The 25,271-nt window shown below is 70.6% G+C and carries 28 protein-coding genes, 1 tRNA gene and 1 riboswitch; of the genes, 9 read left to right on the plus strand and 20 right to left on the minus strand.

The genetic code is table 11. The features are described from left to right. Window positions 1–52 precede the first annotated feature (52 nt). From AB0435_RS14190 to AB0435_RS14205, 4 genes are all read right to left on the minus strand, one after another. Window positions 53–355 carry a DUF6412 domain-containing protein gene (locus AB0435_RS14190; RefSeq protein ID WP_366004188.1) on the minus strand — a complete coding sequence of 101 codons (303 nt, stop codon included), beginning with the start codon at window positions 353–355 and terminating at the stop codon, window positions 53–55. Between the two features lie 92 nt (window positions 356–447). Then, the gene (locus tag AB0435_RS14195) at window positions 448–1,965 is read right to left on the minus strand and encodes a sodium:solute symporter family protein (protein WP_366004189.1); all 1,518 of its coding nucleotides are present in this window, start codon (window positions 1,963–1,965) and stop codon (window positions 448–450) included. Further along, window positions 1,962–2,159, minus strand: coding sequence for a DUF3311 domain-containing protein (locus tag AB0435_RS14200; protein WP_366004190.1), 198 nt, complete (start codon window positions 2,157–2,159; stop codon window positions 1,962–1,964). Before AB0435_RS14200 ends, AB0435_RS14195 begins: the two co-directional genes overlap by 4 nt. Before the next feature lie 231 nt (window positions 2,160–2,390). Then, window positions 2,391–3,716, minus strand: a complete 1,326-nt coding sequence (locus AB0435_RS14205) for a DUF445 domain-containing protein (protein ID WP_366427106.1) — start codon at window positions 3,714–3,716, stop codon at window positions 2,391–2,393. Between the two features lie 260 nt (window positions 3,717–3,976). Here AB0435_RS14205 and AB0435_RS14210 point away from each other — a divergent pair, with 260 nt between their 5' ends. Beyond that, window positions 3,977–5,302, plus strand: coding sequence for an SGNH/GDSL hydrolase family protein (locus AB0435_RS14210; protein ID WP_366427107.1), 1,326 nt, complete (start codon window positions 3,977–3,979; stop codon window positions 5,300–5,302). A 169-nt stretch (window positions 5,303–5,471) separates the two neighbouring features. Further along, complete coding sequence (locus AB0435_RS14215; RefSeq protein WP_366004193.1) at window positions 5,472–6,074, plus strand: DUF1707 domain-containing protein; 603 nt, start codon at window positions 5,472–5,474, stop codon at window positions 6,072–6,074. Between the two features lie 4 nt (window positions 6,075–6,078). Here AB0435_RS14215 and AB0435_RS14220 read toward each other — a convergent pair whose 3' ends face one another. From AB0435_RS14220 to AB0435_RS14230, 3 genes are read right to left on the minus strand one after another with little or no spacing between them, the layout of a single operon-like run. After that, window positions 6,079–7,041, minus strand: a complete 963-nt coding sequence (locus tag AB0435_RS14220; protein ID WP_366004194.1) for an ATP-binding cassette domain-containing protein — start codon at window positions 7,039–7,041, stop codon at window positions 6,079–6,081. 10 nt (window positions 7,042–7,051) lie between these two features. Beyond that, window positions 7,052–7,816, minus strand: coding sequence for an ABC transporter permease (locus AB0435_RS14225; RefSeq protein WP_366004236.1), 765 nt, complete (start codon window positions 7,814–7,816; stop codon window positions 7,052–7,054). Between the two features lie 49 nt (window positions 7,817–7,865). Then, window positions 7,866–8,666, minus strand: a complete 801-nt coding sequence (locus AB0435_RS14230) for an ABC-2 family transporter protein (protein ID WP_366004195.1) — start codon at window positions 8,664–8,666, stop codon at window positions 7,866–7,868. 439 nt (window positions 8,667–9,105) lie between these two features. Here AB0435_RS14230 and AB0435_RS14235 point away from each other — a divergent pair, with 439 nt between their 5' ends. Beyond that, complete coding sequence (locus tag AB0435_RS14235; RefSeq protein ID WP_366427157.1) at window positions 9,106–11,250, plus strand: transglycosylase domain-containing protein; 2,145 nt, start codon at window positions 9,106–9,108, stop codon at window positions 11,248–11,250. A 13-nt stretch (window positions 11,251–11,263) separates the two neighbouring features. On the opposite strand, the gene AB0435_RS14240 is transcribed toward AB0435_RS14235, so the two are convergent. From AB0435_RS14240 to AB0435_RS14250, 3 genes are all read right to left on the minus strand, one after another. Continuing rightward, window positions 11,264–11,584 carry an SMR family transporter gene (locus AB0435_RS14240; RefSeq protein ID WP_366004196.1) on the minus strand — a complete coding sequence of 107 codons (321 nt, stop codon included), beginning with the start codon at window positions 11,582–11,584 and terminating at the stop codon, window positions 11,264–11,266. A 30-nt stretch (window positions 11,585–11,614) separates the two neighbouring features. After that, window positions 11,615–11,685, minus strand: a riboswitch (guanidine-III (ykkC-III) riboswitch). 67 nt (window positions 11,686–11,752) lie between these two features. Next, entirely contained in the window at window positions 11,753–12,055 is a 303-nt protein-coding gene (locus AB0435_RS14245) for a co-chaperone GroES (RefSeq protein ID WP_058046871.1), read from the minus strand. A 102-nt stretch (window positions 12,056–12,157) separates the two neighbouring features. Continuing rightward, window positions 12,158–12,478, minus strand: a complete 321-nt coding sequence (locus AB0435_RS14250) for a DUF3618 domain-containing protein (RefSeq protein WP_366004197.1) — start codon at window positions 12,476–12,478, stop codon at window positions 12,158–12,160. A gap of 167 nt (window positions 12,479–12,645) precedes the next feature. Here AB0435_RS14250 and bcp point away from each other — a divergent pair, with 167 nt between their 5' ends. Then, window positions 12,646–13,113, plus strand: coding sequence for a thioredoxin-dependent thiol peroxidase (gene bcp / locus AB0435_RS14255; RefSeq protein ID WP_366004198.1), 468 nt, complete (start codon window positions 12,646–12,648; stop codon window positions 13,111–13,113). Between the two features lie 64 nt (window positions 13,114–13,177). Here the strand turns inward: bcp and AB0435_RS14260 are convergent, their stop codons facing one another. Then, window positions 13,178–14,419 carry a HAMP domain-containing sensor histidine kinase gene (locus AB0435_RS14260; RefSeq protein WP_366004199.1) on the minus strand — a complete coding sequence of 414 codons (1,242 nt, stop codon included), beginning with the start codon at window positions 14,417–14,419 and terminating at the stop codon, window positions 13,178–13,180. Then, window positions 14,419–14,994 carry a hypothetical protein gene (locus tag AB0435_RS14265; protein WP_366004200.1) on the minus strand — a complete coding sequence of 192 codons (576 nt, stop codon included), beginning with the start codon at window positions 14,992–14,994 and terminating at the stop codon, window positions 14,419–14,421. The genes AB0435_RS14260 and AB0435_RS14265 overlap by 1 nt, the downstream gene beginning before the upstream one ends. Before the next feature lie 232 nt (window positions 14,995–15,226). On the opposite strand from AB0435_RS14265, the gene AB0435_RS14270 reads away from it, so the two are divergent. From AB0435_RS14270 to AB0435_RS14280, 3 genes are all read left to right on the plus strand, one after another. Further along, on the plus strand, window positions 15,227–16,729 hold the full coding sequence (locus tag AB0435_RS14270; RefSeq protein WP_366427108.1) for an MFS transporter: 1,503 nt from the start codon (window positions 15,227–15,229) through the stop codon (window positions 16,727–16,729). A gap of 236 nt (window positions 16,730–16,965) precedes the next feature. Continuing rightward, window positions 16,966–17,088 carry an HNH endonuclease gene (locus AB0435_RS14275; RefSeq protein ID WP_366004238.1) on the plus strand — a complete coding sequence of 41 codons (123 nt, stop codon included), beginning with the start codon at window positions 16,966–16,968 and terminating at the stop codon, window positions 17,086–17,088. A gap of 59 nt (window positions 17,089–17,147) precedes the next feature. After that, a tRNA-Leu gene (locus AB0435_RS14280) sits at window positions 17,148–17,231 on the plus strand. A 60-nt stretch (window positions 17,232–17,291) separates the two neighbouring features. On the opposite strand, the gene rdgB is transcribed toward AB0435_RS14280, so the two are convergent. The 3 genes from rdgB to AB0435_RS14295 all read right to left on the minus strand — a co-directional run bounded on the left by rdgB (window position 17,292) and on the right by AB0435_RS14295 (window position 19,256). Further along, entirely contained in the window at window positions 17,292–17,894 is a 603-nt protein-coding gene (rdgB, locus tag AB0435_RS14285; protein ID WP_366427109.1) for an RdgB/HAM1 family non-canonical purine NTP pyrophosphatase, read from the minus strand. A gap of 191 nt (window positions 17,895–18,085) precedes the next feature. Further along, window positions 18,086–18,817 (minus strand): ribonuclease PH, encoded by a 732-nt coding sequence (gene rph / locus AB0435_RS14290; protein WP_366004203.1) that lies wholly within the window; start codon window positions 18,815–18,817, stop codon window positions 18,086–18,088. 106 nt (window positions 18,818–18,923) lie between these two features. Then, on the minus strand, window positions 18,924–19,256 hold the full coding sequence (locus tag AB0435_RS14295; RefSeq protein WP_366427110.1) for a PTS glucose/sucrose transporter subunit IIB: 333 nt from the start codon (window positions 19,254–19,256) through the stop codon (window positions 18,924–18,926). 128 nt (window positions 19,257–19,384) lie between these two features. Here AB0435_RS14295 and AB0435_RS14300 point away from each other — a divergent pair, with 128 nt between their 5' ends. Next, complete coding sequence (locus AB0435_RS14300; protein ID WP_366004205.1) at window positions 19,385–20,698, plus strand: PTS transporter subunit EIIC; 1,314 nt, start codon at window positions 19,385–19,387, stop codon at window positions 20,696–20,698. Window positions 20,699–20,966: 268 nt separating this feature from the next. Further along, entirely contained in the window at window positions 20,967–22,256 is a 1,290-nt protein-coding gene (locus AB0435_RS14305; protein ID WP_366004206.1) for a PTS transporter subunit EIIC, read from the plus strand. Between the two features lie 108 nt (window positions 22,257–22,364). On the opposite strand, the gene AB0435_RS14310 is transcribed toward AB0435_RS14305, so the two are convergent. From AB0435_RS14310 to AB0435_RS14330, 5 genes are all read right to left on the minus strand, one after another. Beyond that, window positions 22,365–23,114, minus strand: a complete 750-nt coding sequence (locus AB0435_RS14310) for an MBL fold metallo-hydrolase (RefSeq protein ID WP_366004207.1) — start codon at window positions 23,112–23,114, stop codon at window positions 22,365–22,367. A 208-nt stretch (window positions 23,115–23,322) separates the two neighbouring features. Next, on the minus strand, window positions 23,323–24,273 hold the full coding sequence (locus AB0435_RS14315; protein ID WP_366004208.1) for a cysteine synthase: 951 nt from the start codon (window positions 24,271–24,273) through the stop codon (window positions 23,323–23,325). Between the two features lie 14 nt (window positions 24,274–24,287). Beyond that, the gene (locus AB0435_RS14320) at window positions 24,288–24,575 is read right to left on the minus strand and encodes a MoaD/ThiS family protein (RefSeq protein ID WP_366004209.1); all 288 of its coding nucleotides are present in this window, start codon (window positions 24,573–24,575) and stop codon (window positions 24,288–24,290) included. A 65-nt stretch (window positions 24,576–24,640) separates the two neighbouring features. Further along, window positions 24,641–24,757, minus strand: a complete 117-nt coding sequence (locus AB0435_RS14325; protein ID WP_366004210.1) for a putative leader peptide — start codon at window positions 24,755–24,757, stop codon at window positions 24,641–24,643. Between the two features lie 66 nt (window positions 24,758–24,823). After that, window positions 24,824–25,246 carry a M67 family metallopeptidase gene (locus AB0435_RS14330; RefSeq protein WP_366004211.1) on the minus strand — a complete coding sequence of 141 codons (423 nt, stop codon included), beginning with the start codon at window positions 25,244–25,246 and terminating at the stop codon, window positions 24,824–24,826. Between the last annotated feature and the right edge of the window lie 25 nt (window positions 25,247–25,271).

Genomic DNA, 25,271 nt, shown 5'->3' on the forward strand with positions numbered 1-25,271 from the left:
CGTTCGGGCGTGACGAGCCGCGCGGGCTCAGCGGGAGAGGAGCGGTGAGCGCCTACGCGGCCGTCGGGAGGGCACGGCCGGGCGCGCGGGGCCGTCGTCGGCCCCGTCCGTCGGGATCGCGCTGGGCGAGGAACGCCGTGCGCAGCTCCCGGTCGCGGATCGCGGTGCGTATTCGCGTGGGGGTGAGGGGGCCGCCGGTGCCGGCCGTGGCGGCCACGGCGGACAGCAGCAGGGCGGCCGCGACGGCCGTGGTCGCGGCGAGCGCGACCACGCCGAGCAGGCCGCTCTGCGCGAGCAGCAGTTCGGACAGCAGGAAGAGGAGCACGCTCACGTGCGTACGGAATACGGCGTTCATCAGCGCGGCCCCCCTTCTCTTGTCCTTCTCCGTCGAACCTTCTTGGTCGAACTTCAGCGTGACGGTCGTTCAGTCATCCGCTCGTTCCGATGCTAGACCGTGCCACTGACAACGGCCTCACCCGGGCCGGGATCCCGCGCCAGCACCTCGTCGTCGGGCCGTGCGGCGTCCTCGGGCCGTGGCCGCGGGCCCCACCGGGAGACGGCCAGCGCCACCAGCACGTTCACGCCCAGGGCGAGCGCTCCCGCGTTCACGCCCCACACGGGGTCGTGGTCGGTGAAGACCAGGGCGCAGACCAGCGTTCCGCCCGCCACGAGGCCGCTCATCGCTCCCCACAGCGTCAGCTTCCGCCACACCAGCCCCAGCAGGATCATGGGAACGAGCTGGGCCATGCCCTCGTACGAGATGAGCGACAGCCGCACCAGCGTGTTGGGCGCGGTGTACGTCATCAGCAGCGCCAGCGCGCCCGCGGCCACGACGACCACCTGGGCGCCCGTCTTCTGCCGGTCGGGGCGCCCGGCCAGCCGGGGCATGACGCCGAGCACGCTCTTGCCCCACATCGTGCCGATGACCAGCATGAACACCGCCATCGGCACGATCGACGACAGCGCCGCCGCCACCCCGATCAGGCCGACCGCCCAGGCGGGCAGCGAGTCCACGACGAGCTTGAAGAGCGCGAGGTTGGAGCCCGCTCCGGTGAGGCCGGGCACGACGAAGACGGCCGCCATGCCGAGGAGCATCGGCACGAACAGCAGGACGTTGTAGAACGGCAGCAGCATCGCGTTGCGGCGCAGGGCGCCGGCGTTCCGCGCGCCGAGGTAGCCGGCCACGGTCGTCGGGAAGATGACGACGGTGAGGGAGTTGAGGAAGCTCGTCGTCACGAACCAGCCGCCGCCGAGCCCGCTGCCGCCGTGCCCCGTGAACGTCAGCCAGTCCGGCTTCTCCGCCACGACGCGGTCGAGGAACGGCCCGTAGCCGTCGAAGTAGTGCAGCGGTACGTAGATCGCGAGGAAGCCCAGCGTGCCGATGACCAGCACGTCCTTCAGGACCGAGACCCAGGCGCTGCCGCGCAGCCCGCTCACCACGACGAAGCCGGTGGTGACGGCGAAGGCGATGAAGTACGCCCAGTTCAGGCTGATCGCGCCGTAGGAGATGGTCGAGACGACCACACCCATGCCGGTGATCTGCAGCTGGATGTACGGCAGCAGACAGACCGTCGCCAGGATCGCCACCAGCGTGCCGAGCCAGGGCCTGTTGTAGCGGTGGGCGACCATGTCGGTGATGGTCACGAGGCCGTGCCTGCGGGCGTACGACCAGAGGGTCGGGCCGACGACGTAGCCGATGGCGTACCCGCACGACATGTACGCGATGACGTAGAGCACCGGCGCGCCGTAGTTGTAGCCCCAGCCCGCCGCGCCCAGGTAGCTGAAGCTCGTATAGCCCTCACCGGCCATCAGCACCCAGATGAAGACCGTGCCGAGGCTGCGGCCGCCCACCGACCACTCGGCGAGCCCGCCGCCCGCTCCCCTGCCGCGCACGGCCAGCAGGCCGAGGGCGACGGTGAGCACCATGAAGCCGGCGAAGACGGAGGTGGCGACGGTGGCGTTCATACGCGGCCTCGCTTGCGGTCACCGCGCCAGGCGAGGAAGACGGCGCCGGGGGTGAGGAGCGTGGCGAGGAGGAGCCAGGCGAAGAGGAAGGGCAGACCGAGGACGGTCGGACGGATCCGGTCCACCAGGGGCAGGGTCCCCAGGAACAGGACGTACGGGATGAGCAACCACAGCAAGGTGGGACGTTTCAGCACGGGCCGACCCTAACGCTGCCGCTGGGCACGGCATACGGGGTGCGGGAACCGCCAACGGGGGGATTCCTCCCCCGCCCCCTACCGGAATCCCGGGCTCCGCCCCGGACCCCGGCCCGCGGTCTTCGCGCCGTGGTCCGGAAGCCGGTGCGTCCGATGCGTCCGGCGACCGGAGGTGCGCCCACCGAGGCACCCTCCGGCAGTAGCCGGAAGAGGGCGCGCCCGGGGCTCGCGCTACGCCCCCACCAGCCGCGACGCCGAATAGATGCACAGGCCCGCCAGCGCGCCCACCACCGTGCCGTTGATCCTGATGAACTGGAGGTCCCGCCCGATGTGGGCCTCGATCTTGCGGGAGGTGTGCTCGGCGTCCCAGCTCGCGATGGTGTCCGTGATGAGGGCGGTGATCTCGTCGCGGTAGGTGGTCACGACGTAGACCGCCGCGTCCTCCAGCCAGCCGTCGACCTTCGCGCGGAGGCGTTCGTCGCCGGCCATGCGGGCACCCAGGGAGAGGAGTCCGGCGCGCACGCGGAGGCGGAGTTCGCTGCGTTCGTCCTCGGCGGCGGCGACGATCATGGCGCGTACGGAGCTCCACGCGGAGGCGATCAGGTCCTGCACCTCGCCGCGCCCGAGCACCTCGGACTTCAGCCGCTCGACACGGGCCCGGGTGTCCGTGTCGGAGCGCAGGTCGCGCGCGAAGTCGCCCAGGAAGCGGTCGACGGCGCCGCGCGCCGGGTGCTCGGGCATGTCGCGCATCTCCGTGACGAAGCGCAGCAGTTCCTTGTAGACACGCTCGCCGACCTTGCGGTCCACGAAGCGGGGCGTCCAGCCGGGCGCGCCGCCGGTGACCGCCTGCATCACCGAGTCACCGTGGGCGACCAGCCAGTCGTGGGCCCGGACGCACACCAGGTCGACGACCCTGTGGTGGCCGCCGTCGGCGACGATCTTCTCCAGCATGTTGCCGAGGCCGGGCGCGATCTCCTGGGCGTCGGCCCTGCGGGTGATGGCCTCGCCGACGACGGCCTGTACGTCGGAGTCGCGCAGGACGGTCAGGGCGCCGCGCAGCGCCGTGGCCAGCTCGGCCGTCACCCGGTCGGCGTGCTCGGGGTCGGCGAGCCAGGCACCCAGCCGGGAGGCGATGCCGACAGTGCGCAGCCTTACGCGTACGACATCGCCGGAGAGGAAGTTCTCACCGACGAATTCACCGAGGCTCCGGCCCAGCTGGTCCTTCTTGGTGGGGATGATCGCCGTGTGCGGGATCGGCAGGCCCATCGGGCGCCGGAAGAGCGCGGTGACGGCGAACCAGTCGGCCAGCGCGCCGACCATGCCCGCCTCCGCGGCGGCCGCGACATAGCCCGCCCAGGCGCCCGCGCCCGCGGACTGCCCCCACTTCGCCAGGGCGTAGACGAGCGCGACGAGGAGCAGGAGCCCGGTCGCGAGCGCTTTCATACGGCGCACTCCGCGCCGTTTCTCCTCATCTGCGGCGCTATAGGTGAGGCCGCCCACGCCCAGGGGCATAACTCCCTCGGAGGCTCCCCAACCGTCGTCAGGGGACCGTTCCATCCGCATCACCCGTTCCAGCCGTCATCACATGCATTGTCCCTACCCGAGGTACTCGGGGAACGGACCGTGAGTTCCCCGCGTCTGACAAGTCGCATGTGACACGTTGCGTGACCCCACCGGCCGACAGGCGCGCCCCCCGGCCCCCGTGGGATCATGGAACGGCGATCGGACCGCGAGGGCGCTGTTGCTGATCAGTCGCTGTCTCGTCCCCGGTTCCGCACCGGAGCGTCTCGCTCCGCCACTCCCAGGAGAAGCCCGCCATGAACAGGCCACCTCTGCCCCGAAGTACGGCCTACGCCGTGCTCGCCGCACTGGCAGCCGTGGTGATTCTCGTCTCGACCGCGATATTCGTCGGCGTCGGCGGCCGCGGCCGCACACCCGCGGCGGAGCCGCACGAGGCCCATGGCACGGCCGCGCCGGCCGCCTCCGGCGCATGGGTGGGCGCCTGGTCCACCGCGCCGTCGGGCGCCGAGCCGAACACCCTCCGGGGCTTCCCCGGGATGTCCGTCCGCAACGTCGTGCACAACGGCGTCACCGGCACGGCCGCCCGGATCCAGCTCTCCAACCTCTACGGCGCCCAGCCGCTGCCCGTCACCCACGCCTCCCTGGCCCTGGCCGCGGCCCACGGCTCCCCCGCCGCCGTCCCCGGCAGCATGCGCAGGCTGAGCTTCGGCGGGCAGCCCACGGTGACGATCCCGGCCGGGCAGTCGATGCTGAGCGACCCCGTGCAGCTGGCCGTGGCCGCCGGGGCCGATCTGCTGGTCACCACCTTCTCCCCGACCCCGTCGGGCCCGGCGACCTATCAGAACCAGTCCCGCCAGACGTCCTACCTCGCCCACGGCGACCGGGCCGAGGACTCCCAGGGCGCCGGCTACACCGCCAAGGTCCAGTCCTGGCGCTATCTGACCGGCGTCGACGTCTGGTCCCAGGAGGCCCGCGGCGCGGTCGTCGCCTTCGGCGACTCGATCACCGCCGGCTACAACTCCACCCCCGGCACCAATCACCGGTGGCCGGACCTCCTCGCCACCCGGCTGCGCACCGAGCCGGGCGCGCCCCGCTACAGCGTCCTCAACGAGGGCATCAGCGGCAACCGCGTCCTGCTCAGCAACGCCGGGCCGCCGCCCGCGAACAACGCCAGCGGTCTGGAGCGCTTCGACCGCGACGTCCTCGGCCGGACGGGCGCGCGCGTCGTGATCATGGCGCTCGGCGTCAACGACATCCTGCGTACGCCGCAGCAGCGGGACCCGGAGCGGATCGTGGCCGGCCTGCGGAAACTGGTCGAGCGGGCGCACGCCCGGGGGCTGCGGGTCGTCGGGGCGACGATCACGCCGTTCGGCGGGCACAAGGGAGCCGTCGACCTCCAGGAGGTCACCCGGCAGCGGGTCAACGAGGCGATCCGGTCCGGGCAGGTGTTCGACGCGGTGGTGGACTTCGACCGGGTGCTGCGGGATCCGGTGTCTCCGGAATCCCTGCTTCCCGCGTACGACTCCGGGGATCATCTGCACCCGAACGACACGGGATATCAGGCCATGGCCGATTCGATCGACCTTGAGGTTCTCAAGGGTGAGGCGGTCACGGCACTCTGAGTGCGCCGTTCTTCGACTGCGGGTCGCTTGCTCCCCAGCTACCTCCCCCAGAGGTGCCCCCAAGGGCGGGCTTTTCCCCCTGCCCGCCCCTTCCCGAAAGGGGCCGGGGAACGAATCAGCCCGCCGCAGGCGGCGACGGCGCGCACCCCGTCCTCGCTAATCTATTCGCATGATGAGCGAACTCCCCGAGATGCGGGCCTCCGACGCCGAGCGGGACCGGGTTGCCGATGTGCTGCGGGAGGCCGTCGCCGAGGGGCGGCTGGAGATGGGCGAGTTCGAGCAGCGGCTGGAGGCCGCGTACAAGGCGCGTACGCACTCCGAGCTGGAGCCGCTCGTACGGGACCTGCCGGCGCCCGCCCAGGACGCCGCCCCGGCGGCCGGATGGGCGGAGCGGGTCGGCGGGAGCGCCACGTCCGGCGGGGCGGTCGGTGTCTTCGGTGGTTTCCAGCGCTCGGGCCGGTGGACCGTGGGGCGGCGGTTCACCGCCTTCACGATGTGGGGCGGTGGCCAGATCGACCTGCGCGAGGCCCGTTTCACGGAGCGCGAGGTGGTCATCCGGTGCTTCGCCCTGATGGGCGGCATGGGCGTCGTCGTACCGCCGGACCTGGACGTCCAGGTCTCCGGCATCGGCGTCATGGGCGGCTTCGGCGACCGGGCGACCGGACCGGGCACGCCCGGTTCGCCCAAGGTGAGGATCACCGGCTTCGCGCTCTGGGGCGGCGTGGGCGTCACCCGTAAGGCGAGGAAGACCGAGCGCAAGTCCCTGGACTGAGCCCTCACACCTCCCGCTCCGCGTACATCCTCGCGATCACGTCCTCGATGTCCGGCTCCTTGACGGAGAGGTCGACCAGCGGATAGCGCTCCGCCACCGCCGCCACGACCGGGGCCGCGCTCCGGTCCGCCGGGAAGGCCAGCCACTGGCGGGGGCCCGCGACCTTGACCGTGCGGGCGCCGGGGATGCCCTCGATCGGCGGGAGTTCGCGCTCCAGGTCGACCACGAGCGTGCGTTCGCTGCCGCCCACCGCGTGGAGCGTGCTCAGCCCGCCGTCGTGGACGAGGCGCCCGTGGTCGATGACCATGACCCGCTTGCACAGCTGCTCGATGTCGGTGAGGTCGTGCGTGGTGAGCAGGACCGTCGTGCCGCGCTCGGCGTTGAGCTCGCGGAGGAACTGCCGGACCTTCGCCTTGCTGATGACGTCCAGGCCGATCGTCGGTTCGTCGAGATAGAGCACCTCGGGGTCGTGCAGCAGCGCGGCCGCGATGTCACCGCGCATCCGCTGCCCCAGGGAGAGCTGACGCACGGGCACGTCGAGCAGCTCGCCCAGGTCGAGGAGTTCGACGCAGCGGTCCAGGTTGGCGCGGTAACGGGCGTCAGAAATGCGGTACATGCGGCGCACCAGTCCGTACGAGTCCCGCAGCGGCAGGTCCCACCAGAGGGTGGTGCGCTGCCCGAAGACGACGCCGATGCGGTGCGCCAGCTTCGTACGCTCGCGGGAGGGGTCGATCCCCGCGACGCGCAGCCGGCCGCCGCTGGGCGTCAGGATGCCCGTGAGCATCTTGATGGTGGTGGACTTCCCGGCTCCGTTGGGGCCGATGTAGCCGACCATCTCACCGCGCGGCACGCGGAAGCTGATGCCGTCCACGGCCCGCACCCGGTGCCGCTCGCGGCGCAGGAAACCGGCCTTCCGACGTACGTCGAACACCTTCTCCACGCCGTCGAGTTCGATGAAACCGTCCACTGTCCGCCTCTCAGCTCCCCGTACTCCGATAGCTCCGCAGCCCTGCCCGCCACACCAGCCCCGCGCCGGTGAGCATCAGGAGGGCTACCAGGGGCCCGCAGAAGTCGACCCACCCGGGCAGGCCCAACGGGTCGTCGCGGCCCAGGAGGCGCAGCGCGGGCAGCCAGTTGACGAAGGCCAGGGGGACGACGAAGGTCACCCCTCGGACCAGCTCCGTCGCGAAGACCGTGGGCGGGTACTGGAGCATGGTGGCGCCGCCGTAGGTGAAGGAGTTCTGCACCTCCGCGGCTTCCGTCGCCCAGAACTGGAACGCCGCGCCGACGATGAAGACGGACGCGAAGAGGGCCGCCCCGCTGATCACCATCACGGCGGTGAACAGCGCCTTGGGCAGCGTCCACGCGACGTCGACGTGGGCCAGCCCCCAGCCCAGCACCACGGCGCCCTGGCTGATGCGGCCCAGCCTGCGCAGCGCGAAGCGGTCGGCGGCGACCTGCGCGAGTACGGGCGCCGGGCGCACCAGCAGGACGTCGAACGTGCCGTCCCGCACCCGCTGCCCGATCCGGTCCATGCTGCCGAGCCCCAGGTCGGCGAGGCCGAGCGAGCAGCTGCTCGCCCCGTACAGCAGCGCGACCTCCGGCAGGGAGAAGCCTCCGAGGGCGTCGATGTGGGAGAACATCAGCATGATGGCGACGAAGTCGAGGCCGCTGGCCACGAAGTTGCCGACTGTCGTCATCACGAAGGACGCGCGGTAGGCCATCGTGGAGCGCACCCACATCGCGACGACGATCCCGTACGCCCGCAGCCCCGTCGTCACGGAGGACCGGTCAGCCACCCTGGACCACCACCTTCGCCGTCGCGAGCGACTGGACGGCGCGCCCCGCCGCCAGCAGGAGCACCGCCCAGGCCGCCTGGAAGGCGAGCGCCCGGGCCAGCCCGGCGCCCGTGTGCAGGCCGAGCAGGACATCGGCCGGGACCTGGAGCATGGCCGCCCACGGCAGCAGCCGTACGGTCTCGCCGAACGCTCCGGGGAAGACCGTCAGCGGCAGCAGCATCCCGGAGAAGAACATGCTCGTCAGCGTGCTCACCATGTTGAGCCCGGTGCCGTCGAGCAGCCAGAAGGCGCACAGGCCGATCAGATAGCGCAGCCCGAAGCCCACGCCGAAGCCGAGGAGGCAGGAGAGCAGGAAGGCGAGCCAGACCAGCGGGTCGGCGGGCAGGGCAAGTTCGAAGCAGAGGGCGCCGACGGCCAGCGGCACGACCCCGCGGCCGAGCAGCTGGAAGGCCGCCCGGCCGAGGTCGGCGGCGAACCACCACAGCTGGAGGTCGGCGGGGCGGTAGAGGTCCACGGCGATGTCGCCGGAGCGGATGCGCTCCTGGAGCTCCTCCTGGAAGCCGCCGCCGAGCAGCGCCATGGCCGCGAGCAGCGCCTGGCTGACCCAGACGAAGGTCAGGGCCTGCGCCTGGCCGTAGCCGCCGAGGTGCGGCCGTTCGTCCCACAGGGCGATGAACGTATAGGCGATGACGAAGCCGAAGACGGTGTTGGTGAAGACACCGGCGGCGGTGGCGATGCGATACGTGGCATACCGGCGGAATCCACTCACCGCGACAGCGGCATAAAGCCGCATCCCAGGACACCTCCCGTCGTTGACCCCGATAGTCCGCTGACCTCGAAGCGCTGGAGCCTATCCGCACGGCTCGGCCACCGACCACGCATTTTTCACTCCTGGGAGTGGTCGGCCTGACCCGTTCGGCTCTTCAGTGCCGTCACAGGTGCGCTACGTCCCTCCGACTCGGAACGCATGATGCCAAAGTGTCCGACGGGGCGTACGACGCACAGCGAACCGCCCGACACAACACCGCTCACCGTGGCCGAACAACCCCGGGGGCGGCCGAGGAGTCCCTAAAGACATGAGCGACGAGCAGTCACAGCAGCAGCCGGACGGCGGTGATGAGCGCTCCCGCCGTGCGGGCCCGACCCCGGACGGCGCCACCGGCCCCGGCGGTTCCGCCCGGCCCCGCCGCCCCAAGCGCACCGGCTGGCGCAGGCTCCTGCCGACCTGGCGCATGGTCCTCGGCGGCTTCCTGCTGATCGTCCTGCTCATCGCGGGCGGTCTCGTCGCCGGCTACATGCTGGTGAACATCCCGCTGGCCAACAGCGCGGCCACCGCGGAGAGCAATGTGTATCTCTACGCCGACGGCACCCAGTTGGCGCGCGACGGCGAGGTCAACCGCGAGAGCGTGTCGCTGAGCCGGGTCCCCAAGGTCGTCCAGCACGCCGTGCTCGCCGCCGAGGACCGCGACTTCTACTCCGAGTCCGCCGTCAACCCCGAGGCGATGCTCCGCGCCGCGTGGAACACCGCCACCGGCAAGGGCAAGCAGTCCGGCTCCACGATCACCCAGCAGTACGTCAAGAACTATTACCTGGGCCAGGAGCAGACCGTCAGCCGCAAGGTGAAGGAGTTCTTCATCGCGATCAAGCTCGACCGCGAGGAGAGCAAGGACGAGATCCTCGAAGGCTATTTGAACACCAGCTACTTCGGGCGCAACGCCTACGGCATCCAGGCCGCCGCCCAGGCGTACTACAACAAGGACTCCGACAAGCTGAACGCCGCCGAGGGCGCCTATCTCGCGACGCTCCTCAACGCGCCCAGCGCCTACGACGTCGGCGCGCACCCGGAGAACAAGCCCCGGGCCATGGGCCGCTGGAACTACGTCCTCGACGGCATGGTCAAGAAGAAGTGGCTCGACGCGAACGAGCGCACCGCCATGAAGTTCCCCTCCCCCGGCAAGTCCCGGCCGCGGCTGGGCATGTCCGGGCAGCGGGGCTATCTCGTGGAGGCAGTCAAGGACTACCTCACCACCGACAACAAGATCGTCGACGAGCAGACGCTGGCCCGCGGCGGTTATCGCATCACCACGACGATCGACAGGAAGAAGCAGGACGCCTTCGTCAACGCCGTGCAGAAGCAGCTGATGGACGACCTCAGCGAGGACCGCCAGGTCGACCGCTACGTCCGCGCGGGCGGCGCCTCCATCGACCCCACGACCGGCCGGGTCGTCGCCCTCTACGGCGGCATCGACTACACCAAGCAGTACGTCAACAACGCCACCCGCCGCGACTACCAGGTCGGCTCCACCTTCAAGCCCTTCGTCCTCACCTCGGCCGTCGAGAACGACTCCACCACACAGGACGGCCGCCCGATCACCCCCAACACCGTCTACGACGGCACCAACAAGCGCCCTGTGCAAGGGCGGAACGGGCCCGTCGGCTACGCGCCCGCCAACGAGGACGACAAGTCCTACGGGCAGATCACCGTCACCAAGGCCACCGACCTCTCCGTCAACGCCGTCTACGCCCAGATGGCGCAGGACGTCGGCCCGGGCAAGGTCAAGGACACCGCCGTCGCCCTCGGCATCCCCGCCAAGACCCCCGAGCTGACCGGCTACCCCTCCATCGCGCTGGGCGTGGCCACCGCCAGCGTCCTGGACATGACCCAGGCGTACGCCACGCTCGCCAACCACGGCCGGCACGGCCCGTACACCCTGGTCGACAAGGTGACCAAGGGCGGCGAGAACGTCGAGCTGCCCGGCAAGGAGCCCAAGCGCGCCGTCACCCGCGACGCCGCCGACACCACCACCGCCGTGCTCAAGAGCGTCGTCGACAACGGCACCGGCTCCACCGCGCAGGCCGCCGGGCGGCCCGCGGCCGGCAAGACGGGCACCGCGGAGGAGGACAAGGCCGCCTGGTTCGCCGGTTACACCCCCGACCTGGCCACAGTCGTCGCGGTCATGGGCCAGGACTCCGACACCGGCACACAGAAGTCGCTCTACGGCGCGACCGGGCTGCCCCGCATCAACGGCGGCGGCGCGCCCGCGGACATCTGGGCCGCCTACACCGAGGTGGCCCTGGAAGGCACCGCCGTCAAGGACTTCGACCTCCAGACCTCCGGCGGCGAACCCCCGCCGACCCTGGAGCCCCCGACGACGTCGGCGCCCCCGGAGACCAGCGCCCCGCCCACGGCGTCCGCGCCGCCCAGCAACCTCCCGCCGCAGCCCCCCACGCCGCCGCGCCGGCCGACCGGGCCCCCGACCCTGCCGGGCCCGCCGACCGGGCTCCCCACCCTGCCGCCCTTCACGCTCTTCCCGAACGAACCGAAGGACGCCGGGCGGCACGGGGGTGACCGGGACTCGCTCCTGGGCGACTACTGACGCACGGAAGGGCTCAATGGCCCGAGGTCGCCTTGAGGCCCACCACGGCCACCAGCAGCAGCACGACGAAGAAGATCCGCGCGGCGGTCGCCGGTTCGCCCAGCACCGCCATACCGAACACCGCCGCGCCGGCCGCACCGATACCGACCCACACGCCGTAGGCCGTACCGATCGGCAGCGTGCGCGCGGCCTGCGACAGCAGGAGCATGCTGGCGGCGATACCCGCGATGGTGAACACGCTCGGCCAGAGCCTGGTGAACCCTTCGGTGTACTTCATACCGATCGACCAGGCGACCTCGAGCAGACCCGCGACAGCGAGCAGGACCCATGCCATGACGGCACCTCCGTGGAAAGTTCCTACAGGGGTGCGTCGTCTTGTCATGACCCGGTACGGCGCGTCTCGTCGGGTTCTTCCGACGGTATCAAAAAGGGAGAATCACGGACGGCGGGCTCCCGTACGTCAGAGATCACGGACGGCGGGCCGTATGTCAGAGGCCGTACGTCAGAGATAGAGCCCCGTGGAGTCCTCGGAACCCTCCAGCCGCTCCGCCGCCACCGCGTGCAGGTCCCGCTCGCGCATCAGGACGTACGCCACACCGCGGACCTCCACCTCGGCGCGGTCCTCCGGGTCGTAGAGCACCCGGTCGCCCGGCTCCACCGTGCGCACGCTCTGCCCGACCGCCACGACCTCCGCCCAGGCCAGCCGGCGGCCCACCGCCGCCGTCGCCGGGATGACGATGCCGCCGCTGGACCGGCGCTCGCCCTCCGGGATGTCGGTCCGGACCAGCACCCGGTCGTGGAGCATCCGGATGGGCAGCTTGTCGTGGGTGGTGTGCGTACTCACGCCATGACCGTACCCGCCCGGGCGCGGCCCCGAGGCCGCGGGCCGCGGATCCGCCGGTGTGACCTACGCCCGGCGGCGGCGCGAGGAGAGGGTCAGCAGCCCGACCACGCCGACCGCGACCATCGCCACCGGCACGATCCGGTCCAGCCGCGGCGTGCCGTCCTCGGCGACGAAACGGGACCGCACGTCCGAGACCAGCTGGTTCGCCGCCACATAGGCGCGGCCCGCGGTCTGGTCCACCTTCGAGGCGACCTTGGCCTTCGCATCGCCCACGATCGTCCTCGGGTGCATGCGCACACCGATCTCGTCGAGCGTCACGGCGAGCTCGTTCCGCCTGCGGGCGATGTCCGCCTCGATCTGCGCAGGGGTCCTGGCATCCGACACCGCGCTGCCTCCGTCGTCTCGAAAAGAGTGATGATGAGTGATGACGACAGTCTGTCAGCTCACCGGACCCCGTGCCCCACGGCACCCCCGATCGAGGAGCTGACTACCCTCGGGGACCGGACAGCCCGCGCGGGGCACCCCGCGCGACCCCCCGACGAGGAGACCTCATGAGCGAGCGACTTCAGCCCGGCGACACCGCCCCCGCCTTCTCCCTGCCCGACGCGGACGGCAAGCAGGTCTCCCTCGCCGACCACAAGGGGCGCAAGGTCATCGTCTACTTCTACCCCGCCGCCCTCACGCCCGGCTGCACCAAGCAGGCCTGCGACTTCACCGACAACCTCGACTTCCTCGCCGGCCACGGCTACGACGTCATCGGCGTCTCCCCCGACAAGCCGGAGAAGCTCGCGAAGTTCCGCGACAAGGAGGAGCTCAAGGTCACGCTGGTCGGCGACCCGGAGAAGAAGGTGCTGGAGGCCTACGGGGCCTTCGGCGAGAAGAAGCTGTACGGCAAGACCGTGACCGGCGTCATCCGCTCCACGGTCGTCGTGGACGAGGACGGCAAGGTGGAGCGCGCCCTCTACAACGTCAAGGCCACGGGCCACGTCGCGAAGATCATCAAGGACCTGGGGCTGTGACCCGCGGCTCCGGTCCCGGCCGGCGCCGGGGCCGGAGCCCCCACCCGTGCCGGGGCCGGAGCCCTCACCCGTCCTCCGCCGGAGGATCCGCCTCCGGAAGATCCAGCACCGCCTCCGCGCCGCCGCCCTCCGCCGTGCCGAACTCCAGACTCGCGCCCAGCACCACCGCCTGACCCACCGCGATCGTCAGCCCCAGACCGTGCCCGGTGCCCCGCTCCGGCGCCGCCGTACGGAACCGCCGCGGCCCCTGGTCCACCAGCTCCGGCGGATAGCCGCCACCGTGGTCACGCACCACGATCCGCGTACCCTCCACCCGCACCTCGATCGGCGGCTTCCCGTGCTTGGCCGCGTTCCCCAGCAGGTTCACCAGGATCCGCTCGACCCGGCGCGCGTCCGTCGCCACGATCCGGCCCTCGCCGACCACCTCGACCGACACGTCGTCGACCCCACGCTGCCCCCGCGCCCGCTTCACGATCCCCCGCACCAGCGAAGGCAACTCCACCGGATCCAGCTGCGCCCGCTCCACACCGGAGTCCAGCCGGGAGACCTCCAGGAGGTCCTCCACCAGCGACCGCATCGTCTGCGCCCGCTCCCGCACCATCTCCACCGCGCGCGGATGCGGCAACAGCTCCGCCGACGCCACCAGGCCCGCCACCGGCGTCCGCAGCTCATGCGCCACGTCCGCCGTGAACTCCCGCTCCGCCTCCACCCGCGCCGCCAGCGACGCCGCCATGTGGTGCACCGACCGGCCCAACTCCGCGACCTCGTCCCGGCCACCCGCCAGCAGCGCCTCCGCGTCCGGCTCCCCGCCGGCCGCGATCCGGCGCGCTGCGGCCGCGCTGCGCCGCAGCCGCCGCGACAGGCTCTGCGCCACGAACCACGCGACCACCGCCATCAGCGCCACCGTCGCGGCACCCGCCACCAGCAGCGCCTTGTCGAGCGCCTTCTGCAAGGGATCACGGTCCGGATAGGGCGCCGACACCGACAGCACCTTGCCGTCCCCCACCGACGTCGCCGCCCACACCCGCGGATCGGCGCCGTCGCTCACGTACGTACCGGGCTTGCCCTTGGCCACCCGCTTCACCAGCGGAGCCGGCAGCGTCGAGTCGTCCAGCTGCGCCCCGAGCGCGAGCAGACCGTCCCGCTGATACACCTGGAGCGCCGAACTCAGCAGGTCGTCCTGGTACGACTGCGCCTGCCGCGCGCGCTCCACCGCCGAGATGTGGTGCACGGCGATACCGAGCACCACCACCGCGAGCGCGGTCACGAAAGAGATCGCCAGAGCGATCCGGCCACGGATACCCATCACGTGATCGAGTACGTTTCCTTCGACTCCCCCAGAGGCGTGGCCCCGGTGTAGTCGACGTCGATTCCGGTGAAGGCCAGCACGCCGTCGACGTTCTTCACGCCGTACAGCCGGAAGCGGGCCGGATAGGTCGCCGCGGCCGCGCCGTTGGCGGCACCCGAGACCTGGACCACGCCGCGGCCGTCCGCGCCGTCCGCCCCGTAGTGCGCCCACTTGATGCCACTCGCCACCATGCCGGTGTTCGAGCAGTTCAGCGTGATGATCTCGGGCTCCACGGTCGCCGAGCCCAGCCCGCACTCCCGCACACCCGGCAGCCCCTCGGGGCCGGCCGCCTCCACCGTGTCCTGCGGCACCTCGCGCACCGGCTGCGGCGACTTCTGCGCCGCCGCCGTCTTCGGCGCGTCGGACACCGCGCTCGCCCGGTCCTGCGCCTGGCTGAACCACACACCGCCGAGCGCCAGGACGGTCACCGCCGCGAAGATCGCCAGAACAGTGCGCATGCTGGCCCGGCGGGGCTCGGCACGGTCGGCCATCGGCCTCTCTTCCTCGGTGGGGAACGCTGGCGGGGCGGTCATGGGGGCCCCGCTCTGAGTGACGGGGAAATCGGGCGGCGCGTTCCCTTCATGCCTATATCAGGTTCTCCCCGGGCAAGCCGCGGACCGCGCCCTTCCGCGCGGCGCGGACGTGACCAATCTCCTGAACCCGCCCCGGACCGGTTTGAGCCGCCGCGCAGCGCGCAGACGCACGAAGCGCCCGTACCAGCACTGCCGCCCCTCAGCGCGGCCGAGCAGAGAAGGACAACGAGCCGTGCCCACCGGCAGCAGCACCGAGACCTCATCCGACCGCGACCCGGAGGCCGTCAGGCGGCACCCGGCCCTCTTCCGCGCCGTCGTCCGGCGCCGGAACCCGCGGCTGCGTCGTACGGACATCACCGTCACCGACGAGCGGACCGTCAGACGCGCCGTCAAGGCGGCGGCGCTCGGCAACGCCATGGAGTGGTTCGACTTCGGGATCTACAGCTATCTCGCGGTCACCCTCGGCAATGTCTTCTTCCCCTCCGGCAACGACACCGTCCGGCTGCTGTCCTCCCTCGCGACCTTCGCCGTCGCCTTCCTCGTACGGCCCCTGGGCGGCCTCTTCTTCGGGCCGCTCGGCGACCGCGTCGGCCGCAAGCGCGTCCTCGCCCTGACCATGGTCCTCATGGCCGTCGGCACCTGCGCGATCGGCCTCATCCCCTCCTACGCGTCCATCGGCTTCTGGTCGCCCGTCCTGCTGATCTGCTTCCGGATGCTCCAGGGCTTCTCCACCGGCGGCGAATACGGCGGCGCGGCCACCTTCATCGCCGAATACGCCCCCGACAAGCGCCGCGGCTTCTTCGGCAGCTTCCTCGAATTCGGCACCCTCGCCGGCTACATCGGCGCCGCCGGGCTGGTGACCGTCATGAACTCGGCGCTCGGCAGCGCCACGATGGAGGACTGGGGATGGCGCCTGCCCTTCCTCGTCGCCGGGCCGCTCGGCCTCGTCGGCCTCTACCTGCGGCTGCGGCTGGAGGACACCCCCGCCTTCCGGAAGCTGGAGGAGGAGAACGCGATGGCCGGCACGGACGGCGAACGCCCCGACGTCGAAGCCACCGAGCTCAAGCAGATCTTCACCGCCCACTGGCAGCGGCTGCTGCTGTGCGTCGTCCTCGCCGGGGCGTACGGCATCACCGACTACATGCTGCTCTCCTACATGCCGACGTATCTGACCGACCAGCTCGACTACGACGACACCCACGGCCTGGTCATCCTCATCGCCACGATGGCCCTGCTGATGGTGGTGATCACCTTCGTCGGCCGGCTCAACGACCGCGTCGGCCGCAAGCCGCTGCTGATGGCGGGCATGGGAGGCTTCGCGCTGCTGTCGGCACCCGCGTTCCTGCTGCTCAAACAGGGCGGTGTCGTCGCCGTCTCCGGCGGCATGCTGATGCTGGGCCTGCCGCTGGTCTGCCTGCTCGGCACCATGTCCGCGGCGCTCCCCGCGCTCTTCCCCACCTCGGTCCGCTACGGCTCCCTGGCCATCGGGTACAACATCTCCACGTCCCTCTTCGGTGGCACGACCCCGCTGGTGATGACCGGCCTCATCCACACCACGGGCAGCGACATGGCCCCCGCCTTCTACACGACGGGCGCGGCCGTCGTCGGCATGGTGGCCGTCGCCTGCATGAAGGAAACGGCCCGCCAGCCACTGGAAGGCTCCCCGCCGTCGGTCTCGACGCCCGAGGAAGCGGCGGAGATCGTGACGTCCCAGACCCGGGAACCACGGTTCTGACGTCGCCCCGTACGGCGTAACCGATCGGGAGTGCGGTCGTTGGTGTGTACGAGGCTGTCCTCTGAAGAAGCCAGCACCGCACACTCGCAGAGCTGCTCGTCGAGCAGGATCCCTCCAACGCGAGCCGGGTTCACGGCGATCGCCTCAAACGGGCACTGCTGGACTCCGGCTTCGAGGAGCAATGCGCGTTGTGCGGCATCGAACCGCTGTGGCAAGGCCATCCGCTTCCGATCGAGGTGGATCACATCGATGGAAATCGGCGCAACAATCGCATCGAGAACCTTCGCCCGCTGTGCCCCAACTGCCATGCCATCACGAGCACCTGGTGCCGAGGAGGCAGCCACCGACGGAGACAGTGACCACGACCACGCCCCCGTCGCCACCACAGCCGCCAGCCCGCTACCATGGCTGGCGGCTAGCGGCGGTGGCGCAGAGGTGACGCAGCAGACTTAGGATCTGTGGCCCGTGAAACGGCTTGAGGGTTCGAATCCCTTCCGCCGCACCGAGAACGGCCCGCGAATCGAATGTTCGGTTCGCGGGCCGTTTGCCGTTACCCCGCCACTCACCCCAAAAACTCCCCCACCACCACCGCCAGCCCCCGGAACGCCTTCCCCCGGTGGCTGATCGCGTTCTTCTCCTCCGCCGTCATCTCGGCGCACGTCCGCGTCTCCCCCAGCGGCTGGAGGATCGGGTCGTAGCCGAAGCCGCCCGAGCCCGACGGCTCGTGGCGGAGGGTGCCCTCCAGGCGGCCTTCGACGACGCGTTCCGTGCCGTCGGGGAGGGCCAGGGCGGCCGCGCACGCGAAGTGGGCCCCGCGGTGCTCGTCGGCGATGTCGCCGAGCTGGGCGAGGAGGAGGCCGAGGTTGGCCTTGTCGTCGCCGTGGGTGCCGGACCAGCGGGCGGAGAAGATGCCGGGGGCGCCGTTGAGGACGTCCACGCACAGGCCCGAGTCGTCGGCGACGGCCGGGACGCCGGTGGCCGCGGCCAGGGCGTGGGCCTTGAGGAGGGCGTTCTCGGCGAAGGTGACGCCGGTCTCCTTGACGTCCGGGATCCCGGGGTAGGCGTCGGCGCCGACGAGTTCGACGTCGAGACCGGCCGCTTCGAGGATGGCGCGGAGTTCGGTGACCTTGTTGGCGTTGCGGGTGGCGAGGATCAGGCGCTTCATACGCCGGATTATCCCCGCCGGTCGCCGCACGACGACGGTGCCCTCAATCGCCGGACAAGCTTGATTCACCGCACGTGATCGTCAACCTGTACCGAATCCAGCCCGTCCGGCGATTGAGGACATGCCCGCAGGGCGCCCCGCCGCAGGCGGCAGGGCGCCGTACCCGGCAACGAACCGCCGCAAGCGCAGCGTCAGAGCGTCCCGGCGAGTGCCTCGCGCTGGGCCGTGTCGAGCGTGGCGCAGCCGCCGACGGCGAGGTCGAGGATGGCGTTGAGCTCGTCGCGGGCGAAGGGCTCGGCCTCGGCGGTGCCCTGGACCTCGACGAAGCGGCCGTCGCCGGTGCAGACGACGTTCATGTCGGTCTCGGCGCGGACGTCCTCCTCGTAGCAGAGGTCGAGGAGGGGGACGCCGTCGACGATGCCGACGCTGACGGCGGAGACCGTGCCGGTGAGCGGCTGGCGGCCGTGCTTGATCAGCTTCTTGCCCTGGGCCCAGGTGATCGCGTCGGCCAGCGCGACGTACGCGCCGGTGATGGCCGCGGTGCGGGTGCCGCCGTCGGCCTGGAGGACGTCGCAGTCGAGGACGATCGTGTTCTCGCCGAGCGCCTTGAAGTCGATCACGGCGCGCAGGGAGCGGCCGATGAGGCGGGAGATCTCGTGGGTGCGGCCGCCGATCTTGCCGCGCACGGACTCGCGGTCGCCGCGGGTGTTGGTGGAGCGGGGCAGCATCGAGTATTCGGCGGTGACCCAGCCCTCGCCGGTGCCCTTGCGCCAGCGCGGCACGCCTTCGGTGACGCTGGCGGTGCAGAACACCTTGGTGTCCCCGAAGGAGATGAGGACGGAGCCTTCGGCGTGCTTGCTCCACCCGCGCTGGATGGTCACGGGGCGGAGCTGATCGGGGGTGCGGCCGTCGATGCGAGACATGGTGATGAGCCTATAGGCAACGCGAAGGGCCCCGTTCCGGTCCGTGTCGAACCGGGGGACGGTTCGTGCGGGACGGGCGCGGGGCCCTTCGCGGGAGCTCAGTGGCTCACATCATGTCTTCGATCTCGCCGGCGATCGGGTCGGCGTCGGTGCCGATGACGACCTGGATGGCGGTGCCCATCTTGACGACGCCGTGGGCGCCGGCGGCCTTGAGCGCGGCCTCGTCGACGAGGTCGGGGTTGACGACCTCGGTGCGGAGGCGGGTGATGCAGCCCTCGACCTCTTCGATGTTGTCGATCCCGCCGAGCCCGGCGACGATCTTCTCAGCCTTGCTGGCCATGCTCGCTCCTGGTTGTCTCTGGCCCTTCGGCGGTCTCGCCGACCGGCTTTCACACGGTAACCCACGTTCAGACCAGTTACGTGGGCGTATGTCCGCCATCTAGCGAAAGATGGCGACCAACCGGCGCCGCGCTCCGGAAGGCCCGGCACACACCGCAAGTGGTCTACACCAGTATGCGGCAAAGCACCGAGTGGACTGCCGCCGGGGCGGCAGGCGGAGGGACCGAGATGAGTTCGAACGCCGCGGCGGCCCCACGGGGGAAGACATGGACGCAGGGCCTCTTCCAGAACCTCCAGAAGATGGGCCGCAGCCTCCAGTTGCCGATCGCGGTGCTGCCCGCGGCGGGCATCCTCAACCGGCTGGGGCAGCCGGACGTCTTCGGCAAGGACGGGCTGGGCTGGACGGACGTGGCCAAGGTCTTCGCGGGCGCGGGCGGCGCGCTGCTGGACTCGGGGCTGGGGCTGCCGCTGCTGTTCTGCGTGGGCGTGGCCATCGGCATGGCCAAGAAGGCGGACGGCTCGACGGCGCTGGCCGCGGTGGTGGCCTTCCTCGTCTATTTCTCGGTGCTGCACCAATTCCCCGAGGACTGCCCGCACGAGACGAAGTTCGGCGGGGCCGGGCTGTGGAGCGGGGTCTGTGTGACGGGCGCGGGTGCGGCGTCCCCGGCGACGTTCCAGAACCCCGGGGTGTTCGGCGGCATCGTCATCGGGCTGCTGAGCGCCTGGTTCTGGATGCGCTTCCACAAGGTGCGGCTGGTGGACTGGCTGGGCTTCTTCAACGGCCGCCGTCTGGTGCCGATCCTGATGTCGTTCGTCGCGCTGGTCTTCGCGGTGATCTGCCTGGGGGTCTGGCCGCCGGTCGGTGACGCGCTGACGAGCTTCAGCAAGTGGCTGTCGGACCTGGGGTCGACGGGCTCGGGTGTCTTCGGCGTGGCCAACCGCGCGCTGCTGGTGGTCGGGCTCCACCAGTTCCTCAACACCTTCATGTGGTTCCAGTTCGGCGACTACACCAAGCCGGACGGCACGGTGGTGCACGGTGACATCAACCGCTTCCTGGCGGGCGACCCGCACGCGGGCCAGTTCACCACCGGTTTCTTCCCGATCATGATGTTCGCGCTGCCCGCCGCGGCGCTGGCCATCGCGCACTGCGCGAAGCCGCACCGCCGCAAGGTGGTGAGCGGGATGATGCTGTCCGTCGGCCTGACGTCGTTCGTCACGGGCATCACGGAGCCGATCGAGTATTCGTTCCTCTTCATCGCTCCGGCGCTCTATGTCATCCACGCCCTGCTCACGGGGGTGTCGATGGCGGTGACGTGGGGATTCGGGGTGCACGACGGCTTCAGCTTCTCGGCGGGCCTGATCGACTACGTCATCAACTGGGGGCTGGCGACGAAGCCGTGGCTGATCATTCCGATCGGGCTGTGCCTGGCGGTGGTCTACTACGTGCTTTTCCGGTTCGCGATTACGAAGTTCGACCTGCCGACGCCGGGGCGCGAGCCGGAAGAGCTCGCGGAGGAGATCGAGCAGGACAACGTCAAGTAACGTCAGGTAAAGAGGAACGTGAAGTGAGGATCCAGTGACACTGCGCTGGGTTTAACGCCGCCGCTCCAGGTAAAACGCCGTCCCCGGGCCTTGGGCCCGGGGACGGTTTGTCGTCGGGCGCCGGCCTGTGTCCGAGACCACCGGGAACGATGGATTCCTTTATCCCTGACTCACGTGCTACAACAGGTCTAAACCACTGAGTGGTGTAGACCAGATTGCGGGCCGTCCCCCCTTCCCCCCGAGCGCCCGCCTCACCTGGAGGAATCCGATGAGTAAGAGCGCCAAGGCGGCGAAGACGGCGCCTGATGACGCCGCGCCGGAGAAGAAGAAGTTCGGCGCCGGTGCCATGGCCGTCGCGCAGCGCATCGGCCGCAGCCTGATGCTGCCGGTCGCGGTGCTCCCCGCGGCCGCGCTGATGGTCCGCCTGGGCCAGGACGACATGCTGGGCAGGAAGTCCTTCCCGGAGTTCCTGAACAAGATCGCCGAGTTCATGTCCGCGGGTGGCGGCGCGATCCTCGACAACATGGCGCTGCTGTTCGCCGTCGGTGTCGCGATCGGCTACGCCAAGAAGTCGGACGGCTCCACCGCGCTGGCCGCCGTGGCCGGTTACCTGGTCTTCCAGAAGGTGCTGGGCACCTTCACCGACGGCAGCCTGCCGAAGAAGGAGGCCGTGGTCGACCACAAGGTCGCCATGGTGGAACAGGCGGTCGACGCCAAGGTCCTCGGCGGCATCGTGATGGGCCTCGTGGTCGCGCTGCTCTATCAGCGCTTCTACCGCACCAAGCTGCCGGACTGGGCGGGCTTCTTCGGCGGCCGCCGCCTGGTGCCGATCCTGTCGTCCTTCGCGGGTCTCCTCATAGGCGTGGCCTTCGGCTACATCTGGCCGGTGCTGGGCTCCGGCCTGCACAACTTCGGTGAGTGGCTGGTCGGCTCCGGCGCCGTCGGCGCGGGCATCTTCGGTGTCGCCAACCGCGCGCTGATCCCGATCGGCATGCACCACCTGCTGAACTCCTTCCCGTGGTTCCAGGCCGGTTCCTACGACGGCCCCAAGGGCGCCGTCAACGGCGACATCGCGCGCTTCCTCGCGGGCGACCCGAACGCCGGCCAGTTCATGACCGGCTTCTTCCCGATCATGATGTTCGCGCTGCCGGCCGCGTGCCTGGCGATCGTGCACTGCGCCCGCCCCGAGAACCGCAAGGTCGTCGGCGGCATGATGTTCTCGCTCGCGCTCACCGCCTTCGTCACCGGTGTGACCGAGCCGATCGAGTTCACGTTCATGTTCATCGCCCCGGTGCTGTACGCGATCCACGCGGTGCTGACCGGTGTCTCCATGGCGCTGACCTGGGCGCTCGGCATGAAGGACGGCTTCGGCTTCTCCGCCGGCGCGATCGACTTCCTGCTGAACCTCGGCATCGCCTCGAAGCCGTGGCTGCTGGCGCTGGTCGGCCTGTGCTTCGCGGCGGTCTACTACGTGGTCTTCCGCTTCGCCATCATCAAGTTCGACCTGAAGACGCCGGGCCGTGAATCCGAGGAGGAGTCGGCCGAGCTCAAGGCCTGACACTCCCCGGGAATTCCCGGAAAACGAGAAACAACGAGAAGGGCCCCCGGAATCCCATGGATTCCGGGGGCCCTTCTCGTTATCGCCTTTTAAATGCCATTACCTCGGCTAAATCTCGTAGACCGCACCGGACCGGGCCAGCTCGACCGGCCCGGCATAGGCGGCCCGGGCGTCGCGGAGGTTGGTCAGCGGGTCCGTCCACGGCGGGATGTGCGTGAGCACCAGCCGGCCGACACCCGCGCGGGCGGCGTGCTCGCCGGCCTCCAGGCCGTTGAGGTGGAGGTCGGGGATGTCCTCCTTGCCGTGGGTGAACGACGCCTCGCACAGCAGGAGGTCGGCGCCCACGGACAGCTCGTGGAGGGCCTGGCAGGGGCCGGTGTCGCCGGAGTAGACGAGCGCGCTGCCGTCGTGCTCGACGCGGAAGGCGAACGCCTCGACGGGGTGGCGGACGCGGTCCGTGCGCACGGTCAGCGGGCCGAGGGTGAAGGTGCCCGGTTTCAGGGTGCGGAAGTCGAAGACCTCCGCCATGCAGCTCTCGCCCACGTCGCCGTAGGCGGTGGTGAGCCGCTGCTCGGTGCCCTCCGGGCCGTGGACGGGGATGGCCTCCGCCCGGCCGCCCTCGTGCCGGTAGTAGCGGGCGACGAAATAGCCGCACATGTCGATGCAGTGATCGGGGTGCAGGTGCGACAGCAGGATGGCGTCGAGGTCGTAGAGACCGATGTGGCGCTGCAATTCGCCGAGGGCACCATTGCCCATGTCGAGGAGCAGCCGGAAGCCGTCGGCCTCTACGAGGTAGCTCGAACAGGGTGATTCCGTGGACGGGAACGACCCCGAGCATCCGACGACGGTGAGCTTCATGCGGGCCTGAACCTCCGTGGGCTGGTTACGGGGGGCCATGCGGTCCGTCGAGCGTAAGGCGCGAAGTCGGCGGTCGCTCCTCCGCGAGGTTCGGTTGTGGTTGAAGTCACCGGTACGGACGCGTATGCCGCGGGGCGGCGGTGTCGAGACTACTCCCGGCCAGCCTGTTCCCGCCCCGGCCGGCCGGGGCCGGCGGAGGCGGGAGGCGTCAGGCCCAGAGCTGGCCGTGCAGGACGGCGACAGCCTCCTCGTCGGTGGCCGCGGTGTAGACGCCGGTGGAGAGGTACTTCCAGCCACCGTCGGCGACGACGAAGACGATGTCGGCGCGCTCCCCGGCCCGTTCGGCCTTGCGGGCCACCCCGAGCGCCGCGTGCAGGGCGGCGCCGGTGGAGATCCCGGCGAAGATGCCCTCCTCGGTGAGGAGTTGCCGGGTGCGGCGGACGGCGTCCTCGGAGCCGACGGAGTAGCGCGTGGTGAGCACGGACTCGTCGTAGAGCTCGGGCACGAAGCCCTCGTCGAGGTTGCGCAGCCCGTAGACGAGGTCGTCGTAGCGGGGCTCGGCGGCCACGATCCGTACGCCGGGCACGTGCTCGCGCAGATAGCGGCCGGCGCCCATGAGGGTGCCGGTGGTGCCGAGGCCGGCGACGAAGTGGGTGATCTCGGGGAGGTCCGCGAGGATCTCGGGGCCGGTGGTGGCGTAGTGCGCGCCCGCGTTGTCGGGGTTGCCGTACTGATAGAGCATCACCCAGTCGGGGTGCTCCGCGGCGAGCTCCTTGGCCTTGCGCACGGCGGTGTTGGAGCCGCCCGCGGCGGGCGAGGGGATGATCTCCGCGCCCCACATGGCGAGCAGCTGGCGGCGCTCCTCGCTGGTGTTCTCCGGCATGACGCAGACGATGCGGTAGCCCTTGAGGCGGGCCGCCATGGCCAGCGAGATGCCGGTGTTGCCTGAGGTGGGCTCCAGGATGGTGCAGCCGGGCGTGAGCCGGCCGGCCCGCTCGGCCTGCTCGATCATGTGCAGGGCCGGGCGGTCCTTGACCGAGCCGGTGGGGTTGCGGTCCTCCAGCTTGGCCCACACCCGGACGGTGCCGGACGGGGAGAGCCTCGGCAGGCGGACGAGCGGGGTGTTGCCGACCGCTGCCAGCGGGCTGTCGTAGCGCACGGGGATCCCGCCGATCAGACCATGCCGCCGGCCACGGCCGGGAGGATGGTGACGCTGTCGCCGTCGCCGAGTTCGGTGGCGATGCCCGCGAGGAAGCGGACGTCCTCGTCGTTGAGGTAGACGTTGACGAAGCGGCGCAGTTCGCCGCCGGTGGCCTCGTCGACGAGGCGCTCGCGGATGCCGGGGTGCCGGACGTCGAGGTCCTTGAAGAGCTCGTCGATCGTGGCCCCGGCGCCCTGGACGGCCTTCTGCCCGTCGGTGTAGGTGCGGAGGATGGTCGGGATGCGGACCTCGATGGCCATGGGTGTGCTCCTGTCGGAGTGCGGGGAGGGGCGGCGGCGACGGGAAGGCGTGCGCGCCGCGGGGGTCACGCGGCGGTGCCGCGCGGACACAGCGCACCGGCGAGCCGGCACAGGTCGACGTGGAGCCGCGCCGTGAGCAGCGTGCTGCTCGGCGTCCTGTCGCTCACGTTGTCGGCAACCATGGGCGCATCGTATCGATTCCCTGTGCGCGCCCCGGAAGTTCGTCCCGGCATGCGGACCCTTCGGTCTCAGTAGGCAGTCACGACGCGGACTTCCTCCTCGGTCACCCGGCCGTCGGTGATCCGGAAGGAGCGGAACTGGAAGGGGCCCGCGTCGTCGGTGTCGGCGGTGGAGACGAGGACGTAGTGAGCGCCGGGCTCGTTGGCGTAGCTGATGTCCGTGCGGGACGGGTGGGCCTCGGTGGCGGTGTGCGAGTGGTAGATGACGACGGGTTCCTCGTCGTGGTCGTCCATCTCGCGGTAGAGCTTGAGGAGGTCGGTGGAGTCGAACTCGTAGAAGGTGGGCGAGCGGGCCGCGTTGAGCATGGGGACGAACCGCTCGGGCCGGTCGCTGCCGGCGGGACCGGCGACCACGCCGCACGCCTCGTCGGGGTGGTCGGCGCGGGCGTGGGCGACGATCCGGTCGTGGAGGTCCTGGGTGATGGTCAGCATGGGGGCAAGGATAAACACGGGGGCC

The sequence above is a fragment of the Streptomyces sp. NPDC051173 genome (assembly GCF_040689515.1).
Classification (GTDB): domain Bacteria; phylum Actinomycetota; class Actinomycetes; order Streptomycetales; family Streptomycetaceae; genus Streptomyces.